At 73.3% G+C, this 16,876-nt stretch carries 13 protein-coding genes; 4 read left to right on the top strand and 9 right to left on the bottom strand.

Annotated features, from left to right (window positions below; all coding sequences use genetic code 11):
- Positions 1-388 precede the first annotated feature (388 nt).
- From ACZ7LY_RS27455 to ACZ7LY_RS27425, 7 genes are all read right to left on the bottom strand, one after another.
- On the bottom strand, positions 389-1,363 hold the full coding sequence (locus ACZ7LY_RS27455; protein WP_471627400.1) for an N-acetylglucosamine kinase: 975 nt from the start codon (positions 1,361-1,363) through the stop codon (positions 389-391).
- Positions 1,354-2,619, bottom strand: coding sequence for a 6-phospho-beta-glucosidase (locus tag ACZ7LY_RS27450; RefSeq protein ID WP_471627399.1), 1,266 nt, complete (start codon positions 2,617-2,619; stop codon positions 1,354-1,356). The genes ACZ7LY_RS27455 and ACZ7LY_RS27450 overlap by 10 nt, the downstream gene beginning before the upstream one ends.
- 16 nt (positions 2,620-2,635) lie before the next feature.
- Complete coding sequence (locus ACZ7LY_RS27445; RefSeq protein WP_471627398.1) at positions 2,636-3,544, bottom strand: carbohydrate ABC transporter permease; 909 nt, start codon at positions 3,542-3,544, stop codon at positions 2,636-2,638.
- A 5-nt stretch (positions 3,545-3,549) separates the two neighbouring features.
- Positions 3,550-4,485 (bottom strand): carbohydrate ABC transporter permease, encoded by a 936-nt coding sequence (locus ACZ7LY_RS27440; protein ID WP_471627397.1) that lies wholly within the window; start codon positions 4,483-4,485, stop codon positions 3,550-3,552.
- A 28-nt stretch (positions 4,486-4,513) separates the two neighbouring features.
- Complete coding sequence (locus ACZ7LY_RS27435) at positions 4,514-5,851, bottom strand: ABC transporter substrate-binding protein (RefSeq protein WP_471627396.1); 1,338 nt, start codon at positions 5,849-5,851, stop codon at positions 4,514-4,516.
- A gap of 111 nt (positions 5,852-5,962) precedes the next feature.
- Positions 5,963-7,141, bottom strand: coding sequence for an ROK family transcriptional regulator (locus ACZ7LY_RS27430; protein ID WP_471627395.1), 1,179 nt, complete (start codon positions 7,139-7,141; stop codon positions 5,963-5,965).
- A gap of 493 nt (positions 7,142-7,634) precedes the next feature.
- Positions 7,635-8,171, bottom strand: coding sequence for an HNH endonuclease (locus ACZ7LY_RS27425; RefSeq protein WP_471627394.1), 537 nt, complete (start codon positions 8,169-8,171; stop codon positions 7,635-7,637).
- 381 nt (positions 8,172-8,552) lie between these two features.
- Here ACZ7LY_RS27425 and ACZ7LY_RS27420 point away from each other — a divergent pair, with 381 nt between their 5' ends.
- Positions 8,553-9,611: a mechanosensitive ion channel family protein gene (locus ACZ7LY_RS27420; RefSeq protein ID WP_471627393.1), complete on the top strand. Its 1,059-nt coding sequence runs from the start codon at positions 8,553-8,555 to the stop codon at positions 9,609-9,611.
- A 13-nt stretch (positions 9,612-9,624) separates the two neighbouring features.
- Here the strand turns inward: ACZ7LY_RS27420 and ACZ7LY_RS27415 are convergent, their stop codons facing one another.
- Both ACZ7LY_RS27415 and ACZ7LY_RS27410 read right to left on the bottom strand, forming a co-directional pair.
- Positions 9,625-10,392 (bottom strand): FtsX-like permease family protein, encoded by a 768-nt coding sequence (locus ACZ7LY_RS27415; protein WP_471627392.1) that lies wholly within the window; start codon positions 10,390-10,392, stop codon positions 9,625-9,627.
- Between the two features lie 54 nt (positions 10,393-10,446).
- Positions 10,447-13,425, bottom strand: a complete 2,979-nt coding sequence (locus ACZ7LY_RS27410; protein ID WP_471627391.1) for a beta-N-acetylglucosaminidase domain-containing protein — start codon at positions 13,423-13,425, stop codon at positions 10,447-10,449.
- A gap of 837 nt (positions 13,426-14,262) precedes the next feature.
- On the opposite strand from ACZ7LY_RS27410, the gene ACZ7LY_RS27405 reads away from it, so the two are divergent.
- Genes ACZ7LY_RS27405 through ACZ7LY_RS27395 form a run of 3 tightly spaced genes read left to right on the top strand, consistent with a single transcriptional unit; the run spans position 14,263 to position 16,851 of the window.
- Positions 14,263-14,502: a hypothetical protein gene (locus tag ACZ7LY_RS27405; protein ID WP_471627390.1), complete on the top strand. Its 240-nt coding sequence runs from the start codon at positions 14,263-14,265 to the stop codon at positions 14,500-14,502.
- Positions 14,503-14,515: 13 nt separating this feature from the next.
- Positions 14,516-16,591, top strand: coding sequence for a 4-alpha-glucanotransferase (malQ, locus tag ACZ7LY_RS27400; protein ID WP_471627389.1), 2,076 nt, complete (start codon positions 14,516-14,518; stop codon positions 16,589-16,591).
- A gap of 20 nt (positions 16,592-16,611) precedes the next feature.
- A complete protein-coding gene (locus tag ACZ7LY_RS27395) occupies positions 16,612-16,851 on the top strand; it encodes a hypothetical protein (RefSeq protein ID WP_471627388.1) in 240 nt (79 codons plus the stop codon).
- Positions 16,852-16,876: the final 25 nt, after the last annotated feature.

Below are 16,876 nucleotides of genomic sequence, written 5' to 3'. Positions count from 1 at the left end.
GGTCTTGATCCTCGACTCTCGTCGTGGCTGGTCGCGCAGTTCCCCGCGCCCCTGGAGGGGCGACTGCGTCGCCACCTCCATCGGAGGGAGCTGGGGCGAAGCCCCGCTTCAGGGGAAGCTGCACGAAGTGCATGCTTCAGGGGCGCGGGGAACTGCGCGAGAAGCCCCACGCACCCGCGGATGACCACGCACAGTAGTGCCCCGAAGGGGCGCGGGGAACTGCGCGATCAGCCACCCACCGGCCCGCAGGTGACCACGCACAGGTGTGCCCCGTCAGGGGCGCGGGGAACTGCGCGGCCAGCCCCCACCGGGGGAGAGGTGATCGGCGATCCAGGGGCGCGGGGAACTGCGCGATCAGGCACCCACCGGGGCGCAGGTGAAGGGCGGGTCAGGGCGTGTAGGACGTTCGGGCGGTTGCGTGGGCCGGGGCGGGGGCGTTCACGTGGTCCAGCGCCAAGAGAACCGCGCCGAGGACAGGGGGCGCCGTCACCACGGAAGGCACCGCCTTCGGAGCCCGGACCGAGAGCAGCTCCCGTACCCGGCGATCCAACAACTCATGGCGAGCAGCCAACACGCTGCCCCCGAGAAGCACCGGCACTTCTTCCGCCAGCAACCCGAGCCGCCCGAGCGCCACGACGGACATCGCCACGACCTCCTCGGCCATCCGCTCGACAAGCCCCCGCGCCACCCCGTCCCCCCGAGCCGCGCAGTCGAACAGCACGGGAGTGCACTCGTGCCGCCGCTCCACGGGCACCCGCCCGAGATGCAGCGCCTCGATCAGCGCGTACATGGACGGCAGTCCGAAGTGCGCCGGCAACTCCCGCATGAGGGACGTCGCCTCGCCCCGCCCGTCCTCCGCGCGCGCGGCGAACCACAGGGCCTCCTCGGCGAGCCCCCCGCCGCCGCCCCAGTCGCCGGAGATCTTCCCGATGGCGGGGAAGCGGGCGGTACGCCCGTCGGGCAGCATGCCGACGCAGTTGATGCCCGCGCCGCACACCACGGCGACCCCGCGCGGCTCGGCGTCCTCGACGAGCCCGGCGCGCAGCACGGCGAAGGTGTCGTTGCGCACGTCGACCGTGCTCCCCCACCCGCGCGCGTGGAGGGCGCGGGCGAGCTGTTCCTCCTCCACGGGCAGGTCCGCGTTGGCGAGGCACGCGGAGACATGCTCGACGGAGGTGACGCCGGCCGCGGCGAACGCCTGGCCGACCGCCTCCGCGAGCACGTCCACGGCCGCTTCCACGCCCACCCGGGGCGGCTGGAACCCGCCGCCGCGGGCGGTCGCGGTGACGGTGCCGTCCCCCGCGACCACCGCGACGTCGGTCTTGCTGTTCCCCGCGTCGATGGCAAGGACGTTCAGGCCCACGCGAGATGCTCCCGGTTGTGCGCGATCAACTGGTCGGTGAGCTGGTCGGCGTACTCGATCTGGCCCACCAGCGGATGCGCGAGCAGCGCCTTGAAGACGGCGTCGCGGCTGCCGTGCAGCGCGGCGCGCAGGGCGAGGTCCTCGTAGGCGGTGACGTGCGCGATGAGGCCCGCGTACAGCGGGTCGAGGGCCGGGACGGCGAGGGGGCGCGCGCCCTTCGCGGTGATCTCGGCCTGGACCTCGATCACGGCGTCGTCGGGCAGGAACGGCAGCGTGCCCTCGTTGAGCGTGTTGACGACCTGGTGGCGGGAGCCGCCCCCGCCGAGCAGCGACGCGGCGAGGTCCACGGCGGCCTCGCTATAGAAGGCGCCACCGCGCTTGGCGAGCAGCGCCGGCTTCTCGTCCAGGGCCGGATCGCCGTACATCGCCAGCAACTCGCGTTCCACCTCGGCCACTTGCGAGGCCCGCGACGGCTTGGTGCGCAGTTCCCGTACGACCGCGTCGTGCTGGTAGTAGTAGCGCAGGTAGTACGAGGGGACCACGCCGAGCCGGTCGACGAGCGCGCGCGGCATGTGCAGGTCCTCGGCGACCGCGTCGCCGTGCTCGGCGAGCAGCCGCGGCAGCACGTCGTCGCCGTCCGGGCCGCCGAGGCGTACGCCCAGCTCCCAGGTGAGGTGGTTGAGGCCGACGTGGTCGAGGTGGACCTCGGCGGGCGTCACGCCGAGCAGCGCGGCGAACTTGCGCTGGAAGCCGATCGCCACGTTGCACAGGCCGACCGCCTTGTGCCCGGCCTGGAGCAGGGCCCGGGTGACGATGCCGACGGGGTTGGTGAAGTCGATGATCCACGCGTCGGGGTTGGCGCGGCGCACGCGCTCGGCGATGTCGAGGACGACGGGGACCGTGCGCAGCGCCTTGGCGAGACCGCCCGCGCCGGTGGTCTCCTGGCCGACGCAGCCGCACTCCAGCGGCCATGTCTCGTCCTGGTTGCGGGCGGCCTGCCCGCCGACGCGCAACTGGAGCAGCACGGCGTCCGCGCCGGCCACCCCCGCGTCCACGTCGGAGGTCGTACGGATGGTGCCGGGGTGGCCCTGCTTGGCGAAGATGCGCCGGGCGAGCCCGCCGACGAGTTCGAGGCGGTCGGCCGCCGGGTCGAGGAGGACCAGCTCCTCGATGGGCAGGGTGTCCCTCAACCGCGCGAAGCCGTCGATGAGTTCGGGTGTGTAGGTCGAGCCTCCGCCGACCACTGCGAGCTTCATAACCGAGATTCCGTCCTTAGCCCTTGACTCCGGTCAGGGTGACGCCTTCGACGAAGGCCTTCTGTGCGAAGAAGAAGACGATGCAGACGGGCGCCATCACGAGGAGGGTCGCCGCCATCGTCAGGTTCCAGTTGACGCTGTGCGCCGACTTGAAGGACTCGAGCCCGTAACTCAGCGTCCAGGAAGCCGGGTTCTGGGCCGCGTAGATCTGCGGCCCGAAGTAGTCGTTCCAGCAGTAGAAGAACTGGAACAGGGAGATCGCGGCGATGCCCGGCTTGGCCATCGGCACCACGACCCGCAGCAGGGTGCGCAGTTCGCCGCAGCCGTCCACGCGCGCCGACTCGATGTACTCCTTGGGGATCGTCAGCAGGAACTGGCGCAGCAGGAAGATCGAGTACGCGTCGCCGAACGCCATGGGGATGATCAGCGGCCACAGCGTCCCGGAGAGATGGAACTGCTGCGCCCACACGAGGTACATGGGGATGACGATGACCTGCGGCGGCAGCATCATCGTGGCGATGACGAGGATCATCGCCGTACGCCTGCCCCGGAAGCGGAACTTGGCGAGGGCGTACGCCACCGGGATCGCGGAGCACACCGTGAACAGGGTGCCGAGGGCCGCGTACATCAGGGAGTTCTTCCACCAGTCGAGGAAGCCCTCGGTCCGGAAGACGGCCTTGTAGTTCTCCCAGTGCCAGGAGGACGGCCACAGGTCGCCGCTCATCGCCTGGCTGTCGCTCATCACGGAGGTGAGGAAGACGAAGACGAACGGGAGCACGAACAGCAGGGCGACCGCGAGGGCCACGCTGTGCACGGCGATCCAGTTCAGGGCCGCGCGGCGGCGGGCGCGGGCGCGGGCGGGGCCCGAGGCGCGAGAGGTGTCGGTGGCGGCGCCGGGCGCCGGGCTGAGGGTCGTGGTCGTCATGTCGGTCAGTCCTCCGCCGCGAGCAGGCCCGAGCGCTTGCGCATGAGCAGCATGGTCACGGCCATGGCGAGGGCGAACAGCACGAGCGAGAGCACGCACGCCGCCCCGGTGTTGAAGTTCTGGAAGCCCATCGAGTAGACGAGCTGGGGGACCGTGAGGGTCGAGTGGTCGGGGTAGCCGGGCTGGATGACCGAGCCGGGTCCGATGGAGACACCGGAGGCGATCTTCCCGGCGACGAGGGCCTGCGTGTAGTACTGCATGGTCTGGACGACGCCGGTGACGACGGCGAACATCACGATGGGCGTGATCGAGGGCCAGGTCACGTACCGGAACTTGGCCCAGGGGCCCGCCCCGTCCAGGTCGGCGGCCTCGTACTGCTCCTTGGGCACGTCGAGCAGCGCCGCCATGAAGATGACCATGAGGTCGCCGATGCCCCACAGCGACAGCAGGACCAGCGAGGGCTTGGCCCAGGCCGGGTCGTTGAACCAGTTCGGGCCCTCGACGCCGATCTTGGCGAGGAGGCCGTTGACCGGTCCTGTGCCCGGGTTGAGCAGGAAGACGAAGGCGACCGTGGCGGCGACCGGCGGCGCGAGATAGGGCAGGTAGAACGCGGTGCGGAACAGGCCGACCCCGCTCTTGATCTTCGTGACGAGCAGCCCGAGCGAGAGCCCGAAGACGACCCGCAGCGCGACCATCACCACGACCAGCCACAGCGTGTTCCACAGGGCGGGACCGAACAGCGGCATGTCCCGGAACACGTACGTCCAGTTCCGCAGCCCCACGAAGGTGGGCGCCTTGATCTGGTTGTAGTGCATGAACGAGAAGTAGACGGTGGCCAGCAGCGGGTACGCGAAGAAGACGCTGAACCCGATCAGCCACGGGGAGAGGAAGCCGAGCGTGCGCAGTCTGCGGCGCGCGGGCCGGGAGAGTGTGAGTGCCATCGCGTAGGTCCTGATCCGTTGGGGCCCGTCAGTTCTCGGACTGGAGGGTGTCGGCGTCGATGAGGCGGTCCAGGCGGCGCAGGCCCTTCCTGAGGTCGGGGACCTCACCGGCCTCGGCGGAGTACGAGAAGTCCTGGAGCTGCGTGATGTACATGCCGCCGTTGGTCGACTGCGGCATGGCCTGGCTGTACTTGTTCTTCGCGATGGAGAGGAACGCGCGGAACGTCGGGTCGGCGTCCAGCTTCGGCGAGGCGAGCGCCGCCTTCGTCGAGGGCACGTTGTGGATCGCGTTGGCGAAGGCGACGACCTGATCGGTGTCCGTCGTCAGGAACTTCACCAGCTCCCACGCCGCGTTCTGGTGCTTGCTGCTGTGCGCGATGCCGGCGACCGTGCCGGTCAGATAGCCGCGCCCGTACGCCTGCGGCTGGTCGTCCGGCACGGGCAGCGGCGCGACGCCCCAGTGGAAGGGCGCCTTCGCCTCGTTCAGCAGCAGACCGCGCCATTCGCCGTCCATGTGCATGGCGAGCTTGCCCGCGAGGAACGCGTTCTGGCTCGACATCTCGTCCCCGAACGAGGTACGGAACCGCTCCAGCGCCCGGTACCCGCCCTGCGCGTCGATCAGCTTCCGCGTCGTACGGAAGAAGTCGTACGAGGCCGGGTCCTTCGCCAGCCGGGAGTGGCCCGCCTTGTCGAAGTAGGTGGGGCCCCACTGCGCGAACAGCCGGTCGGGGCTGTTCTGGTAGAGCCGGAAGTTCGGCATGAACCCGACGCGCTCGTACGAGTCGCCCTTGCGCTTGGTCAACTTCTTGGCGTCGGCGGCCAGTTCGGACATGGTCCGGGGCGGGCGCGCGATGCCCGCCTCCTCGAACGCGTCCTTGTTGTAGTACATGCCGTACGCGTCGGCGAGCAGCGGCAGCGCGCACTGGTTGCCCCGGTAGCCCGTGTAGTCGAGCAGCGTGCGCGGGAAGACCTTCTCCTTGTCGAGCCCGGTCCTGCGCATGAACGGGTCGAGGTTCACCCACATCCCGGAGTCGCAGTACTGGCCGACGTTGTTCGTGGTGAACGACGAGACGACGTCAGGGGCCTTGTCGCCGCCCGCGCGCAGCGCCTGGTTGATCGTGGCGTCGGTGACGTTGCCGACGGAGTGGACCTTGATGTTCGGGTGGCTCGCCTCGAAGCGGGCGATCGAGTCGTTGATCGCCTTGACCTCGCCGGTCGCCGACCAGCCGTGCCAGAACGTGATCGTCACGGGCTTGGTCGGGTCGTCGTCGGCGCTGCCGGTGCTGGGGTTGGCGCAGCCGGCGAGCAGCAGCGCACCGGCGGCGAGCGCCACGGGCACGCGCAGGGGTATACGCCATCGCGGCATGGCGGACGTCCTTTACTGGGGAGGGGCCGGGGGAGCGGGGGTACGGGGGGTGCGGTGTACGGGGGTACGGGGACGCGGGGTGCGGAGGTACGGGGACGCGGGCGCCCGGGGTCAGGCGTCGCTGGTGTCGAAGACCTGGTCGCGGGCCTGGCCGAGCGCGGAGCGCAGGGCGCCGGTGAGGATCGGGTCGTCGGCGAGGTCGCTGATCCTCAACTGCGGGCGGGGCAGGGCGAGTCCGGTCAGTTCGGCCTCGACGCGGGCGCGCAGGGGTTCGCCGCCCGCCTGGGCGACCTGCCCGGACAGCACGACGAGTTCGGGGTCCACGACGGCGACGACGGCGGCGAGTCCGGTGGCGAGCCGCCGGGCGACCTCCGCGCACACCTCGTCGTCGGCCAGCGCCTCCGTCAAGTCCTTCACGCCGCCCGCGAGTTGGCGTACGGCCGGGGCCGCGACCAGGCTCTGGAAACCGCCGCCGGCGTCGTCGCGGGCCAGGACGTCGGCGCCGCCCCGGGCCAGCGGGGCGCCCGGCAGCGGCATGTAGCCGATCTCGCCCGCGCCGCCGGTCGCGCCGCGCAGCAGGACGCCGCCGAGCACGATGGCCGCGCCGACGCCCTCGTCGACGTACGCCAGCACGAAGTCGTCGTGGTCCTGGGCGGCGCCCTCGTACTGCTCGGCGACGGCGGCGAGGTTCACGTCGTTCTCGATGGAGACGGGCGTGCCGAGGACTTCGGCGAGTTCGGCGCGGAGGGTGCGGGAGTGCCAGCCCGGCAGGTGGGGGGCGTAGCGCAGTTCGCCGGTGTGCGGGTCGATGGCGCCGGGGGTGCCGATGACGGTGGCCGTGAGGTCGTCGTGGCCGATGCCGGCCTGGGCGAGCGCGGCGTCCACGGCCTCGGCGACGAGTTGCGCGGTGCGGTGGCGGACGTCTTCGGCGACGGCGACGGCCTCGACGCGGGCGCGGCCGCGTTCGGTGCCGGTGATGTCGGCGACGACGGCCGTGATGCCGGTCGGGTCGGCGGAGAGCGCGGCGACGTGGGCTGCGGCCGGGTCGATCTCGTACAGGACGGCGTTCGGGCCCGGGCGGCCGGTCTCGCTGCCGGTGGTGCGGACGAGGCCGGCGGTCTCCAGGCGGGCCAGGAGCTGGGAGGTCGTCGGCTTCGATAGGCCCGTCAGTTCGCCGATGCGGGTGCGGGTGAGGGGGCCTTGGGCGGCCAGCAGGTCGAGTGCGGCTCGGTCGTTCATGGCGCGCAGCACGCTGGGGGTGCCCGGGGTTCCGGGGACGGTACCGGCCATCGTCCTGCCTCCTCGCAGCACTGTTAGGAAGGTTTCCTATTCAGCTTGGAGGAACGTAGGCGCCCGTACACGCCACCGTCAATAGCCGGCCCCCTGCGCTCTACCAACTCGTTATGGCACGGGGTCAGTAGAACGCCCTGCGCCCCGGCGGGGGCTGATCGCGCAGTTCCCCGCGCCCCTGAAGGGGCGCTGCCCCCTGGGGTCGTCGCTCACCTGCGGGCCGGTGGGGGCTGATCGCGCAGTTCCCCGCGCCCCTGAAGCATGCACTTCGTGCAGCTTCCCCGCTGGGGAGCTGGGGCGGGCGACGAAGTCGCCCCTCCCGCTGCCTCCAGGGGGGAGGGTGCGACGCAGTCGCCCCGACAGGGGCGCGGGGAACTGCGCGACCAGCCACGACGCGAGTCGAGGTGACCCACCGGCCGGAGCCGCCCACCTACCCAGGGGCGCGGGGAACTGCGTGATCAGGCTGGCGTACCGGCGCCGGGAGAACCCCGGGTCAGGCCGATACCCCCTCGATGCGCGCCAGCGCCTCATCCGCGCCGAACGGCTGAAGATACGGCAACCACCGGGGATCCCGGTGCCCCGTGCCGATGATCCGCCACGCCAGCCCCGACGGAGGAGCCGGCGCGTGCCGAAGCCGCCACCCGATCTCGACGAGATGCCGGTCCGCCTTGACATGGTTGCAGCGCCGGCACGACGCCACCACGTTGTCCCAGACGTGCTGCCCCCCACGGCTGCGCGGGATGACGTGATCGACGCTGGTCGCGACGCCACCGCAGTACATGCACCGCCCGCCGTCACGGGCGAACAGCGCACGCCGGGTCAGAGGAACGGGCCCCCGGTAGGGGACCCGTACGAACCGCTTGAGGCGGACCACGCTGGGCGCGGGCACCGTACGTGTCGCGCTGTGCATGAAGGCGCCGGACTCTTCCAGGCACGTGGCCTTGTTCTCCAGGACGAGTACGAGCGCGCGGCGGAGCGGTACGACGCCGAGCGGCTCGTACGACGCGTTGAGGACCAGGACATGCGGCACGGAATGCCTCCTTGTACGCCGGCGGCGCGTGGCTCGCGCCGGGACGATCTCGTAGTCAGTCTCCCCTCATGGCTGGTCGTGGCGCCACCATCTCCGCGTAACGGGCTGGGAGTGTTTTCGACCACATGGAGGACACGCGACGGCCACCCCGGGCACACGGGAGGGGCACACCGGGGTCACCCGGGGCACACGGCAAGGGCGTACGCGCCGCACGTGAGACCCCACGTACACGCGCCCCGGCGCGCGCCACCGCACGCACGCTGTCTCCGCCGAACATGACAACGATCCACACACAATGCCCCGTTAGTGTGGTGGGCCTGCCCGCTCCTGTCCCCGAGCCGCGCCCGAGGCGGGCAATGGCAACGCCTGGAGGTACCCGTCGTGTTCCTGTCCGCCTTGCCGGCCGCCGACGCCGGTGAGAAGCCCACGTTCCAGGACGCCCAGGACCAGGCCGGACAGGCCGCCAGCTGGGTGGAGCAGAACTGGTCCGCCTGGCTGGGAATCGGCCTGCGGATCATCCTGATCGTCGTCATCGCGGCCGTGCTGCGCGTGGCGGTCCGGCGTGCGATCACCAAGCTCATAGAACGGATGAACCGCACCGCGCAGGCCGTCGACGGCACCGCGCTCGGCGGGCTGCTCGTCAACGTGGAGCGGCGCCGCCAGCGTTCGCACGCCATCGGGTCCGTGCTGCGTTCGGTGGCGTCGTTCCTGATCCTCGGCACCGCCGCCCTGATGATCCTCGGCATCTTCCAGATCAATCTGGCGCCGCTGCTCGCGTCCGCCGGTGTCGCGGGCGTCGCCATCGGCTTCGGCGCCCGCAACCTCGTCACCGACTTCCTCTCCGGTGTGTTCATGATCCTGGAGGACCAGTACGGCGTCGGCGACACCATCGACGCGGGCGTCGCCTCCGGCGAGGTCATCGAGGTCGGCCTGCGCGTGACGAAGCTGCGCGGCGCCGAGGGCGAGATCTGGTACGTGCGCAACGGCGAGGTCAAGCGCATCGGGAACCTCTCCCAGGGCTGGGCCACCGCCGGCGTCGACGTCACGATCCCCGCCGACGAGGACCTGGAGCGGGTCCGCGAGGTCCTCACGCGCACCGGCGAGGACATGAGCAAGGCCGAGCCGTGGAACGAGATGCTGTGGGGCCCGGTCGAGGTCCTCGGCCTCGACAGCGTCCTGCTCGACTCGATGGTCGTACGGCTGTCCGCCAAGACCATGCCGGGCAAGGCGCTCGGCGTCGAGCGCGAGCTGCGCTGGCGGATCAAGCGGGCCTTCGACGAGGCCGGTCTGCGCCTGGTCGGCGGCATCCCGGCCCAGCACGAGGACGGCTCGCCCGCCGACCCGGCGGCCGGCATGGCGGCCCCCTCCGCCTACGCCTCCGCGACCTCCCCGCAGTCCCTGGCCGCGTCCCCGATCCCCCCGGCGAACCTGTCCAAGTGACCCGCGCCGCCGCTCACGCGGCCCGCAGCCCCTCGGGGCGCAGCGCGCGGCGCAGCAGCGGCAGCGCGGTCGACGCGGCCAGCAGGCACTCGGCGAACACCGCCACCGGCACGGCCAGCGGCTCCAGCCAGGCCGGCCGGTGCCCGGTGAGGGCCGCGTACCCGCCGTGCACCGCGCTCCCGCCCAGCGTGGCGAGGAGCAGCGCCGGGACCAGCGGCAGCGCCGTCTCCAGCAGGAACGTACGCACGACGACCCGGCGCGGCACCCCGGCCGCCGCCTGCGCGGCGAGGACCCGGCGCCGCGCGGACAGGGTCTCGGCGGTGCCGACGGCGAGCGCGGCGAGGGCGACGAGCAGGGCGAGCAGCACGGCCGCCGACGCCAGGTCCATGCCGAACGTGTAGTAGCCGCGCGGGTCGCCGAGCGTGCCCTCGGCGGCCATGGCCTCCAGCTCGTCGAGGAAGACCCGGCGGATGCCGATCAGGGCCACGCCGACCACGGTGGCGAGGACGACCGCCGCGTGGCTGCGCGACGCGGCCCACGGGTCCTGGCGCAGCCGGTGCGCGGCGAGCAGCACCTCGGGCCGCCGCGCGCGCTGGGCGAGGACGCGCCCGAGCAGCGCCGCCGACGCGCCCGCGACCCACACGGCCAGCGCCCCGGTCAGCGCGACCGTGCCGAGCACCTGCGCCGGAAGGCCGAGGACGTGCGAGCCGTTCCGGCCGGGCGCCCGCACCAGCGCACCGAGGACCACCACGAGCACCGGCAGCACAAGCCCCGCGAGCACCCCGGGCCCCCGCTCCCGTGCGAGACGGATCGGCTGGCTCCGGGGAGGGCGGGGTCAGTCGTCGGCGACCGCGTAGGCCTCCACCGCGAACAGTGAGATTCCGAACCGGGTCGCGCGCTTGTCGGCGGTGATCCGCAGGAACTTCGTGTCCTTCGCGTCCATCCGCACCGCCTCACGCCCCCCGTGCCCGTCGCGCACGGTCGCCGCCGTGCGCCAGGTGCGCCCGTCGGCGGAGGTCTGCATGCGGTAGCGGCTCGCGTACGCGTCCTGCCAGCGCAGCACGACCTGCCCGAGCCGTACCGGGTGCGGGAGTTCGACCTGCCACCACTGGCCGTCCTCGGCGGGCGAGGACCAGCGCGTGTCCGCCTTGCCGTCGATCGCGTCGCTCGCAGGGAAGTCGGGCGTCTCGTCCGCCGACGAGGACGCCGTGCCCGTCCGCGCGAGGTCGGGGCCCGCCGTACGCGGGAACGCCCGCACCGCGAGCGTGCGCGTCTCGTCGCCGAACGACACCGGCACCTCGTACGTCCCCGCGGGCGTCCCGTGCGGCACGCTCACCGTCACCGGCACGTCCACCCGGGTGCCGCGCGGCAGCGACGGCCGGGCGGGCACCGTGACCCGGATGCCGTGCGGGCCCTTCGCCGTGAGCCGCCCGTGGACCTCACCGGGGCGCTCCGGCGTCAGCCGGGCCGTCACCCGCTGCGCGCCGCCGCCGATCTCCGCGTCGACCTCCGTGCGGGCCAGCGTCAGGGAGGCGGCCGGGGCGTCCGCGTACCAGGGCACGATCCGCTCCACGCCCGACGCGTCGGGGCCGGTGACGCGCAAGGCATCGGCCCGCGCGCCGCGCGCCGCCAGTTCCGTGAAGCCGCCGGACGCGAGCGTGCCGAGGCGGCGCCAGCCCTCGCCGGGGACCCGGGCCTCGACCGTGCCGGTGGAGCCGGGCGCGGAAAGCACGGTCACCGTCGACAGGGCGCGGGCGCGCGGGAGTTCGGCCCGCGGCCCGTCCGCCGTGTCCGGCCGGTCGATGCCCGACCACGCGGCGAACGCCTTCTCGGCGCGCGTCAGGAACGGGCCCAACACGCCCTTGCCGACCGTCACCTGACTGTGCTTCAACTCGCCGCGCAGGGCGGTCAGGCGGCGCGACGCCTGCCAGGCGCCGGTGTCGTCGCCGCGCGCCGCCGCCGTCAGCATGTCGACGGCCGCCTCGCCCGCCTCGCCGTAGTGGCCGAGCTTCTCACTCCAGGGCCGCACCTCGTCGTCGAGTTCCGTGCCGTCCAGCGCGCCCGGCGTGCGCCGCATCACCGTGAACGCGTCCCGCAGCGCCTTCGCCGCCCGCGTCAGCCGTCCGGTGTCCGTCGTCGCGCGCGCCTGCCAGAACTCCGTGAGCAGCGGCCGCAGATACGCCGACTCGTCCGCGCCGAGCACCGAGGAGGCGTCGTTGCCCGCGAGCGCCCCGAGGGCCGCCGCCGTGCGCGGATCGCCGTCCGCGAGGTCGTCGACCGCCGCCCGCCAGGACGCCACGGGACGGTAGTCGCGCGGGTTCCACGCGTAGTCGGCCGTCGTGAACAGCGGGATGCGGGACGCCGCCGGCTGCTCCATCGCCGTGGCGAGGACGGCCGCCGAACCCGACGCGACGGCCGGCTCGCGGCCCGTGTACGGGCCGAGGAAGAGCCGGCCCTGCGCGTAGTCGTTGACCGGGTAGTTGTCCATCGTGAGCAGGCGGTGCGGGGCGCCCGAGGTGCCGAACGCCTCGCGCGCGTCCGCCAGTTCACGGCCGGTGATGGTACGCGGCACCACCCCGACGCCCGTCCACGCCACCTGCACCGCGTCGTCGAGGTCCGCCGCGAGCGCCGAGCGGTACGCGGTCGCGCCGTCCTGGTAGTACTCGGTCGGCATCAGCGACAGCGGCTCCGCGTCCGGGTGCCGGGCCGCGAGATGGGCCGCCACCGCGTTCGCCACCTTCGCCTGCGCCCGCGCCGCCGCCTTCGGCCCCGAGCCGAACTCCCGCGCGTCCGACGCGCAGTGCCACTCGCTGTACGACACGTCCTGGAACTGGAGCTGGAACGCCCGCACCCCGAGCGCCCACATGGCGTCCAGCTTGCGGTTGAGCGCCTTCACGTCGTCCGGCGACGACATGCACATCGCCTGCCCCGGCGCGAGCGCCCAGGCGAGCGTCACATGGTTGGCGCGGGCCCGCTGCGCCAGCCGCCGGAAGTCCGCGCGCTGGTCCGCCGGGTAGGGCTCACGCCAGCGGGCCTGGCGGTAGAGGTCGTCGCCCGGCGCGTACAGATACCGGTTCTGCTTGGTGCGGCCCATGAAGTCCAACTGGGCGAGCCGCTGTTCGGTCGTCCATGGCGTCCCGTAGAACCCCTCCGTCAGCCCCCGCACCGCCGTGCCCGGCCAGTCCCGTACGACGACGCCCGCGACCACGCGGTCCGCGACGAGCTGACGGAAGGTCTGCACGGCGTGGAACAGGCCGTCCCCGCCGATGCCCTCCATGGCGACCGTCGGGCGGCCCCCGGTGTGGCCGACGGCGAGGCGGTAGCCGCCCGCGGACAGGTCGGCGCGGCTGCTCGCGCCGAGCGAGCGCAGGGCGCTGTCCAGCGGGCCCGGCGCGTTCGCCGGGGTCTCGGCGCGCAGCCCGCCCGGGCCGACCGCCCGAACCGGCGCCGCCGTGCCCGCGCGCACGACGAGGCCCGCTCCGGGCGGGGCGGCGTTCTCGTCGGTGACCTGCTCGATGTGGCGGGCGCCCGCCTCGCGCAGCAGCGTCCGCAGTGCGTCCAGGGCGGCGCGGTCCGTGCCGGCGGGGGCGACGAGTGTGACGTCGTCGGTGACGTGGGCTCCGCCGTGCGACGCCTTCAGGGACTGGGGGCGCGGCCACACGGACGGCAGGTGTGTGTCGGCGGTGCGGTCGGCTGTCGTGCCCGGGGCGGGGGGTGCGGAGGGTGCCGCCAGGGCTCCGGGGGCGGTGCCCAGGGTTCCCGCGATGACGGCGGCCGCGAGGGCGGCTGCCCTCTTCCTGCGCCGGAGTTGCACGGCGTACTCCTCAGGGTGTCCACAGTGTGGTCCGAGCCCACCATTGTGGGGGGTGGGGTGTCAACGTTGCGGCTTTCCGGCGGGTGCGGGGTAGGGGCCTGAGCCCCGCGCGCCTGAGCCGTCCTTCACCTGCGGGTGGGTGGGGCCTGGCCGCGCAGTTCCCCGCGCCCCTGGGCAGTCGTTCACCTGCGGCCCGGTGGGGGCTGGTCGCGCAGTTCCCCGCGCCCCTGAAGCATGCACTTCGTGCAGCTTCCCCGCCGGGAAGCGGGGCTTCGCCCCAGCTTCCCAGTGGGGGCGGGCGACGAAGTCGCCCCTCCCGCTGCCCCAGGGGGGAGGTGGCGACGCAGTCGCCCCTCCAGGGGCGCGGGGAACTGCGCGACCGGCCCCCCACCGGGCGAAAGGTGATCACGCACAGGTGCGCACCTCAGCTCCAAGCGGCCTCCGCCGGATAGCTCCCTCAGGGGCGCGGGGAACTGCGCGACCAGCCCGCCACCGGGTGGAAGGTGACCACGCACAGGTGTGCGCCCCAGCTCCAAGCGACCTCCGCAGGTGGACTCCTCAGGGGCGCGGGGAACTGCGCGACCTCGGATGCAAGCGGCCTCCGCTGGGTGGGCTCGCCCCAGGGAGGATGGACCGCTGTTTGTTCAAGGGTTCGGCGGAGGACTTTTGGCCTGCGTCGACGTGTCGCCCCGTTCCTCCCGCCGGAGACAATGTGAGCAGGAACACGATGTCCGAACCGGGATGTCTGGCGCCGCCCGCACTGGGTAGGGGTCCTGACTCAGCAGGACCAAGGACCCACGAAGCACGACGGACCCACAACAACCGAAGGAGGCCCTCGTGGCCGCATCGGCTCACCTTCTGCTCTCGGCCCTCTCCAAACAGGCGGACGCCCTCGACATGGAGGCCCGCTTCGACGCCGCCGCGCTCGACGCCGACACCACCACCTGCTCCTCCGAACCGCCGCTCACCAGCGAACCGCCCTACGCGGAGTACGCCCCCCTCACCTCCGAGCCCCCGATGTACGGCGAGGCTCCCCTGACTTCCGAGCCCACCCCGGCCGGCCTGGCCGCGGGCTGATCCGGCGCCCCCGGTGAACCTGGCCCGGACCGCCGCCCGGCACGGCGTGGCCACTTCCTACTCGCCGGCCCCCGGCCGCACCGTCCACGTGGACGAGGCGGCGGTCAGGGCCGCGCTGCGCGCCCTCGACGTGGACGCGGACCTCACCGACGACACCGACACCCCCCGCCCCCCGCTGCCCCCGACCGTCGTGTGGTGGCTGGACGGCACCCGGCCCGCCTGGCTCGACGCGCTGCCCCCGGGCACGGCCTGCGCCCTGCGCCTGGAGGGCACCGACGAGGAGACCCCCGTAGGGACCGCGCCCGGCGCCGACCCCCTGCGCGAGCCGCCCCCCGGCGTCCACACCCTCGTCGCCACCACGCCGGACGGCACCCGCGCCGAGGCCCATCTCATCGCCGCCCCGCCCAGCGCCCCCGTCCCGCCCACCCGCGCCCACGGCCTACTCGTCCAGCTCTACTCCCTGCTGTCCACCCGTTCCTGGGGCATGGGCGACCTCGGGGACCTGGCCGACCTGGCGAGCTGGGCGGGCCGCACCCACGGCACCGGGTTCCTCCAGGTCAACCCGTTGCACGCGGCTGTCCCCGCCGCGCCGGGCGGTGCCATGGACCCCTCCCCGTACCGCCCCTCCTCGCGCCGCTACGCCGACCCCGCGCACCTGCGTGTCGAGGACGTGCCCGAGTACGCGCGCGTCCCGTCCCGCGCGGACGAGGCGGCCCGGTTGCGTGAGGCCGTGCTCGACAAGGGCGGCCTCATCGACCGTGACGCCGTGTGGGCGCTGAAGCGGCAGGCGCTCGAAGAGGCGTACGCGGTCCCGCTCACCCCCGGCCGGCGCGCCGCCTACCGTGACTTCGTCGCCCGTGAGGGCGCGGCCCTCCAGGACCATGCCGCGTACGGCGCGCTCGCCGAGCGGTTCGGGCCGGACCCGCGCACCTGGCCCTCCGGGCTCGACGACCCGCGCTCACCCGCCACCGACCGCGCCCGCCGCGAACTCGCCGCCCGCCTCGACTTCCACTGCCGTCTCGCCTGGCTCGCCGACGAGCAGCTCGCCGCCGCCCAGCGCGCCGCCGAGGACGCGGGCATGCCGATCGGACTCGTGCACGACCTCGCGGTCGGCGTCCATCCCGGCGGCGCCGACGCGTGGGCGCAGCGCGACGTGTTCGCCCAGGGGATGAGCGTGGGCGCCCCGCCGGACGCGTTCAACGCGCGCGGCCAGGACTGGGGCCTGCCGCCCTGGCGCCCCGACCGGCTGGCCCAGAGCGGCTACCGGCCGTTCCGCGAGCTGCTGCGCACCCTGATGCGGCACGCGGGCGCCGTCCGCATCGACCACGTCATGGGCCTGTTCCGGCTCTGGTGGATCCCCGAGGGCCGCCCGCCCACCGAGGGCACGTACGTGCACTACGACGCCGAGGCGATGCTCGCGGTGCTCGTCCTGGAGGCGACACGCTCGGGCACGTACGTCATCGGCGAGGACCTGGGCACGGTCGAGCCGGGCGTGCGCGAGCGGCTGCGGGCGGCCGGGGTGCTCGGCACGTCCGTCCTGTGGTTCGAGCGGGACTGGGCGGGCGACGGGCGGCCGGTCCCCGCCGAGCAGTGGCGTACGGACTGTCTCGCCACCGCCACCACCCACGACCTGCCGTCCACGGCGGCCCGGCTGAGTGGCGACGACGTACGCCTGCGCGAGCGGCTCGGGCTCGCCGGGGCCGGGCCCGAGGAGGCGCGGGCGGAGATCGAGGAGTGGCTCGCGCTGTTCGCCCGGCTCGGGCTGCTGCCGGACGGGCACACGCACACCGCGTTCGCCGAGGAGGACGCGGTCGCCGCCGTCCACCGCTATCTGCTGCGCACGCCCGCCCGCATGGTCGGCGTGTGGCTGCCGGACCTCGTCGGGGACCGCCGCCCGCAGAACGTGCCGGGCACCTGGGACGAGTACCCCAACTGGCGGCTGCCCGTCGCCGGACCGGACGGACGGCCCGTCACCCTGGAGGAACTGGCGGCATCGCCGCGCGCGCAGGCGCTGCTCGGCCTCTTCCAGGACCTCGGCGGGGGCGGCGCGGTGCCCCTTACAGGCCCCCCGGGCGCGCGGCCCGTTTAGGCGTTCGCTACGTTTGCATCGTGGACAAGAAGAACGCCCTGCGCGCCGGCGCCCTGGCCTCCGGTACGACGCTGATGATGCTGCTCATGTCGTCCCCCGCGCTCGCGCTCACGCGCGACGACGGTGACGACCCGGGTCAGGGCCTGAGCGTGATCGACACGCTCGGCCTCTACGTCGCCGCCCCCATCGTCCTGTTCCTGGTGATCGCCGGACTGGTCGTGCTCGGCGACAAGTCCCGCAAGCAGCAGAAGCGCGGCTGACACCGGCCCGCTCGCGCACATCGCT

The sequence above is a fragment of the Streptomyces sp. NPDC107550 genome (genome assembly GCF_055639095.1).
Note: the sequence above shows the minus strand (reverse complement) of the source record. Positions and strands in the feature narration are given on the sequence as shown.

Excerpts from the sequence above, each read along its gene's own strand:
- ACZ7LY_RS27450 (WP_471627399.1), bottom strand. The coding sequence starts at position 2,619 with ATGAAGCTCGCAGTGGTCGGCGGAGGCTCGACCTACACACCCGAACTC.
- ACZ7LY_RS27445 (WP_471627398.1), bottom strand. The coding sequence starts at position 3,544 with ATGACGACCACGACCCTCAGCCCGGCGCCCGGCGCCGCCACCGACACC.
- ACZ7LY_RS27440 (WP_471627397.1), bottom strand. The coding sequence starts at position 4,485 with ATGGCACTCACACTCTCCCGGCCCGCGCGCCGCAGACTGCGCACGCTC.
- ACZ7LY_RS27435 (WP_471627396.1), bottom strand. The coding sequence starts at position 5,851 with ATGCCGCGATGGCGTATACCCCTGCGCGTGCCCGTGGCGCTCGCCGCC.
- ACZ7LY_RS27430 (WP_471627395.1), bottom strand. The coding sequence starts at position 7,141 with ATGGCCGGTACCGTCCCCGGAACCCCGGGCACCCCCAGCGTGCTGCGC.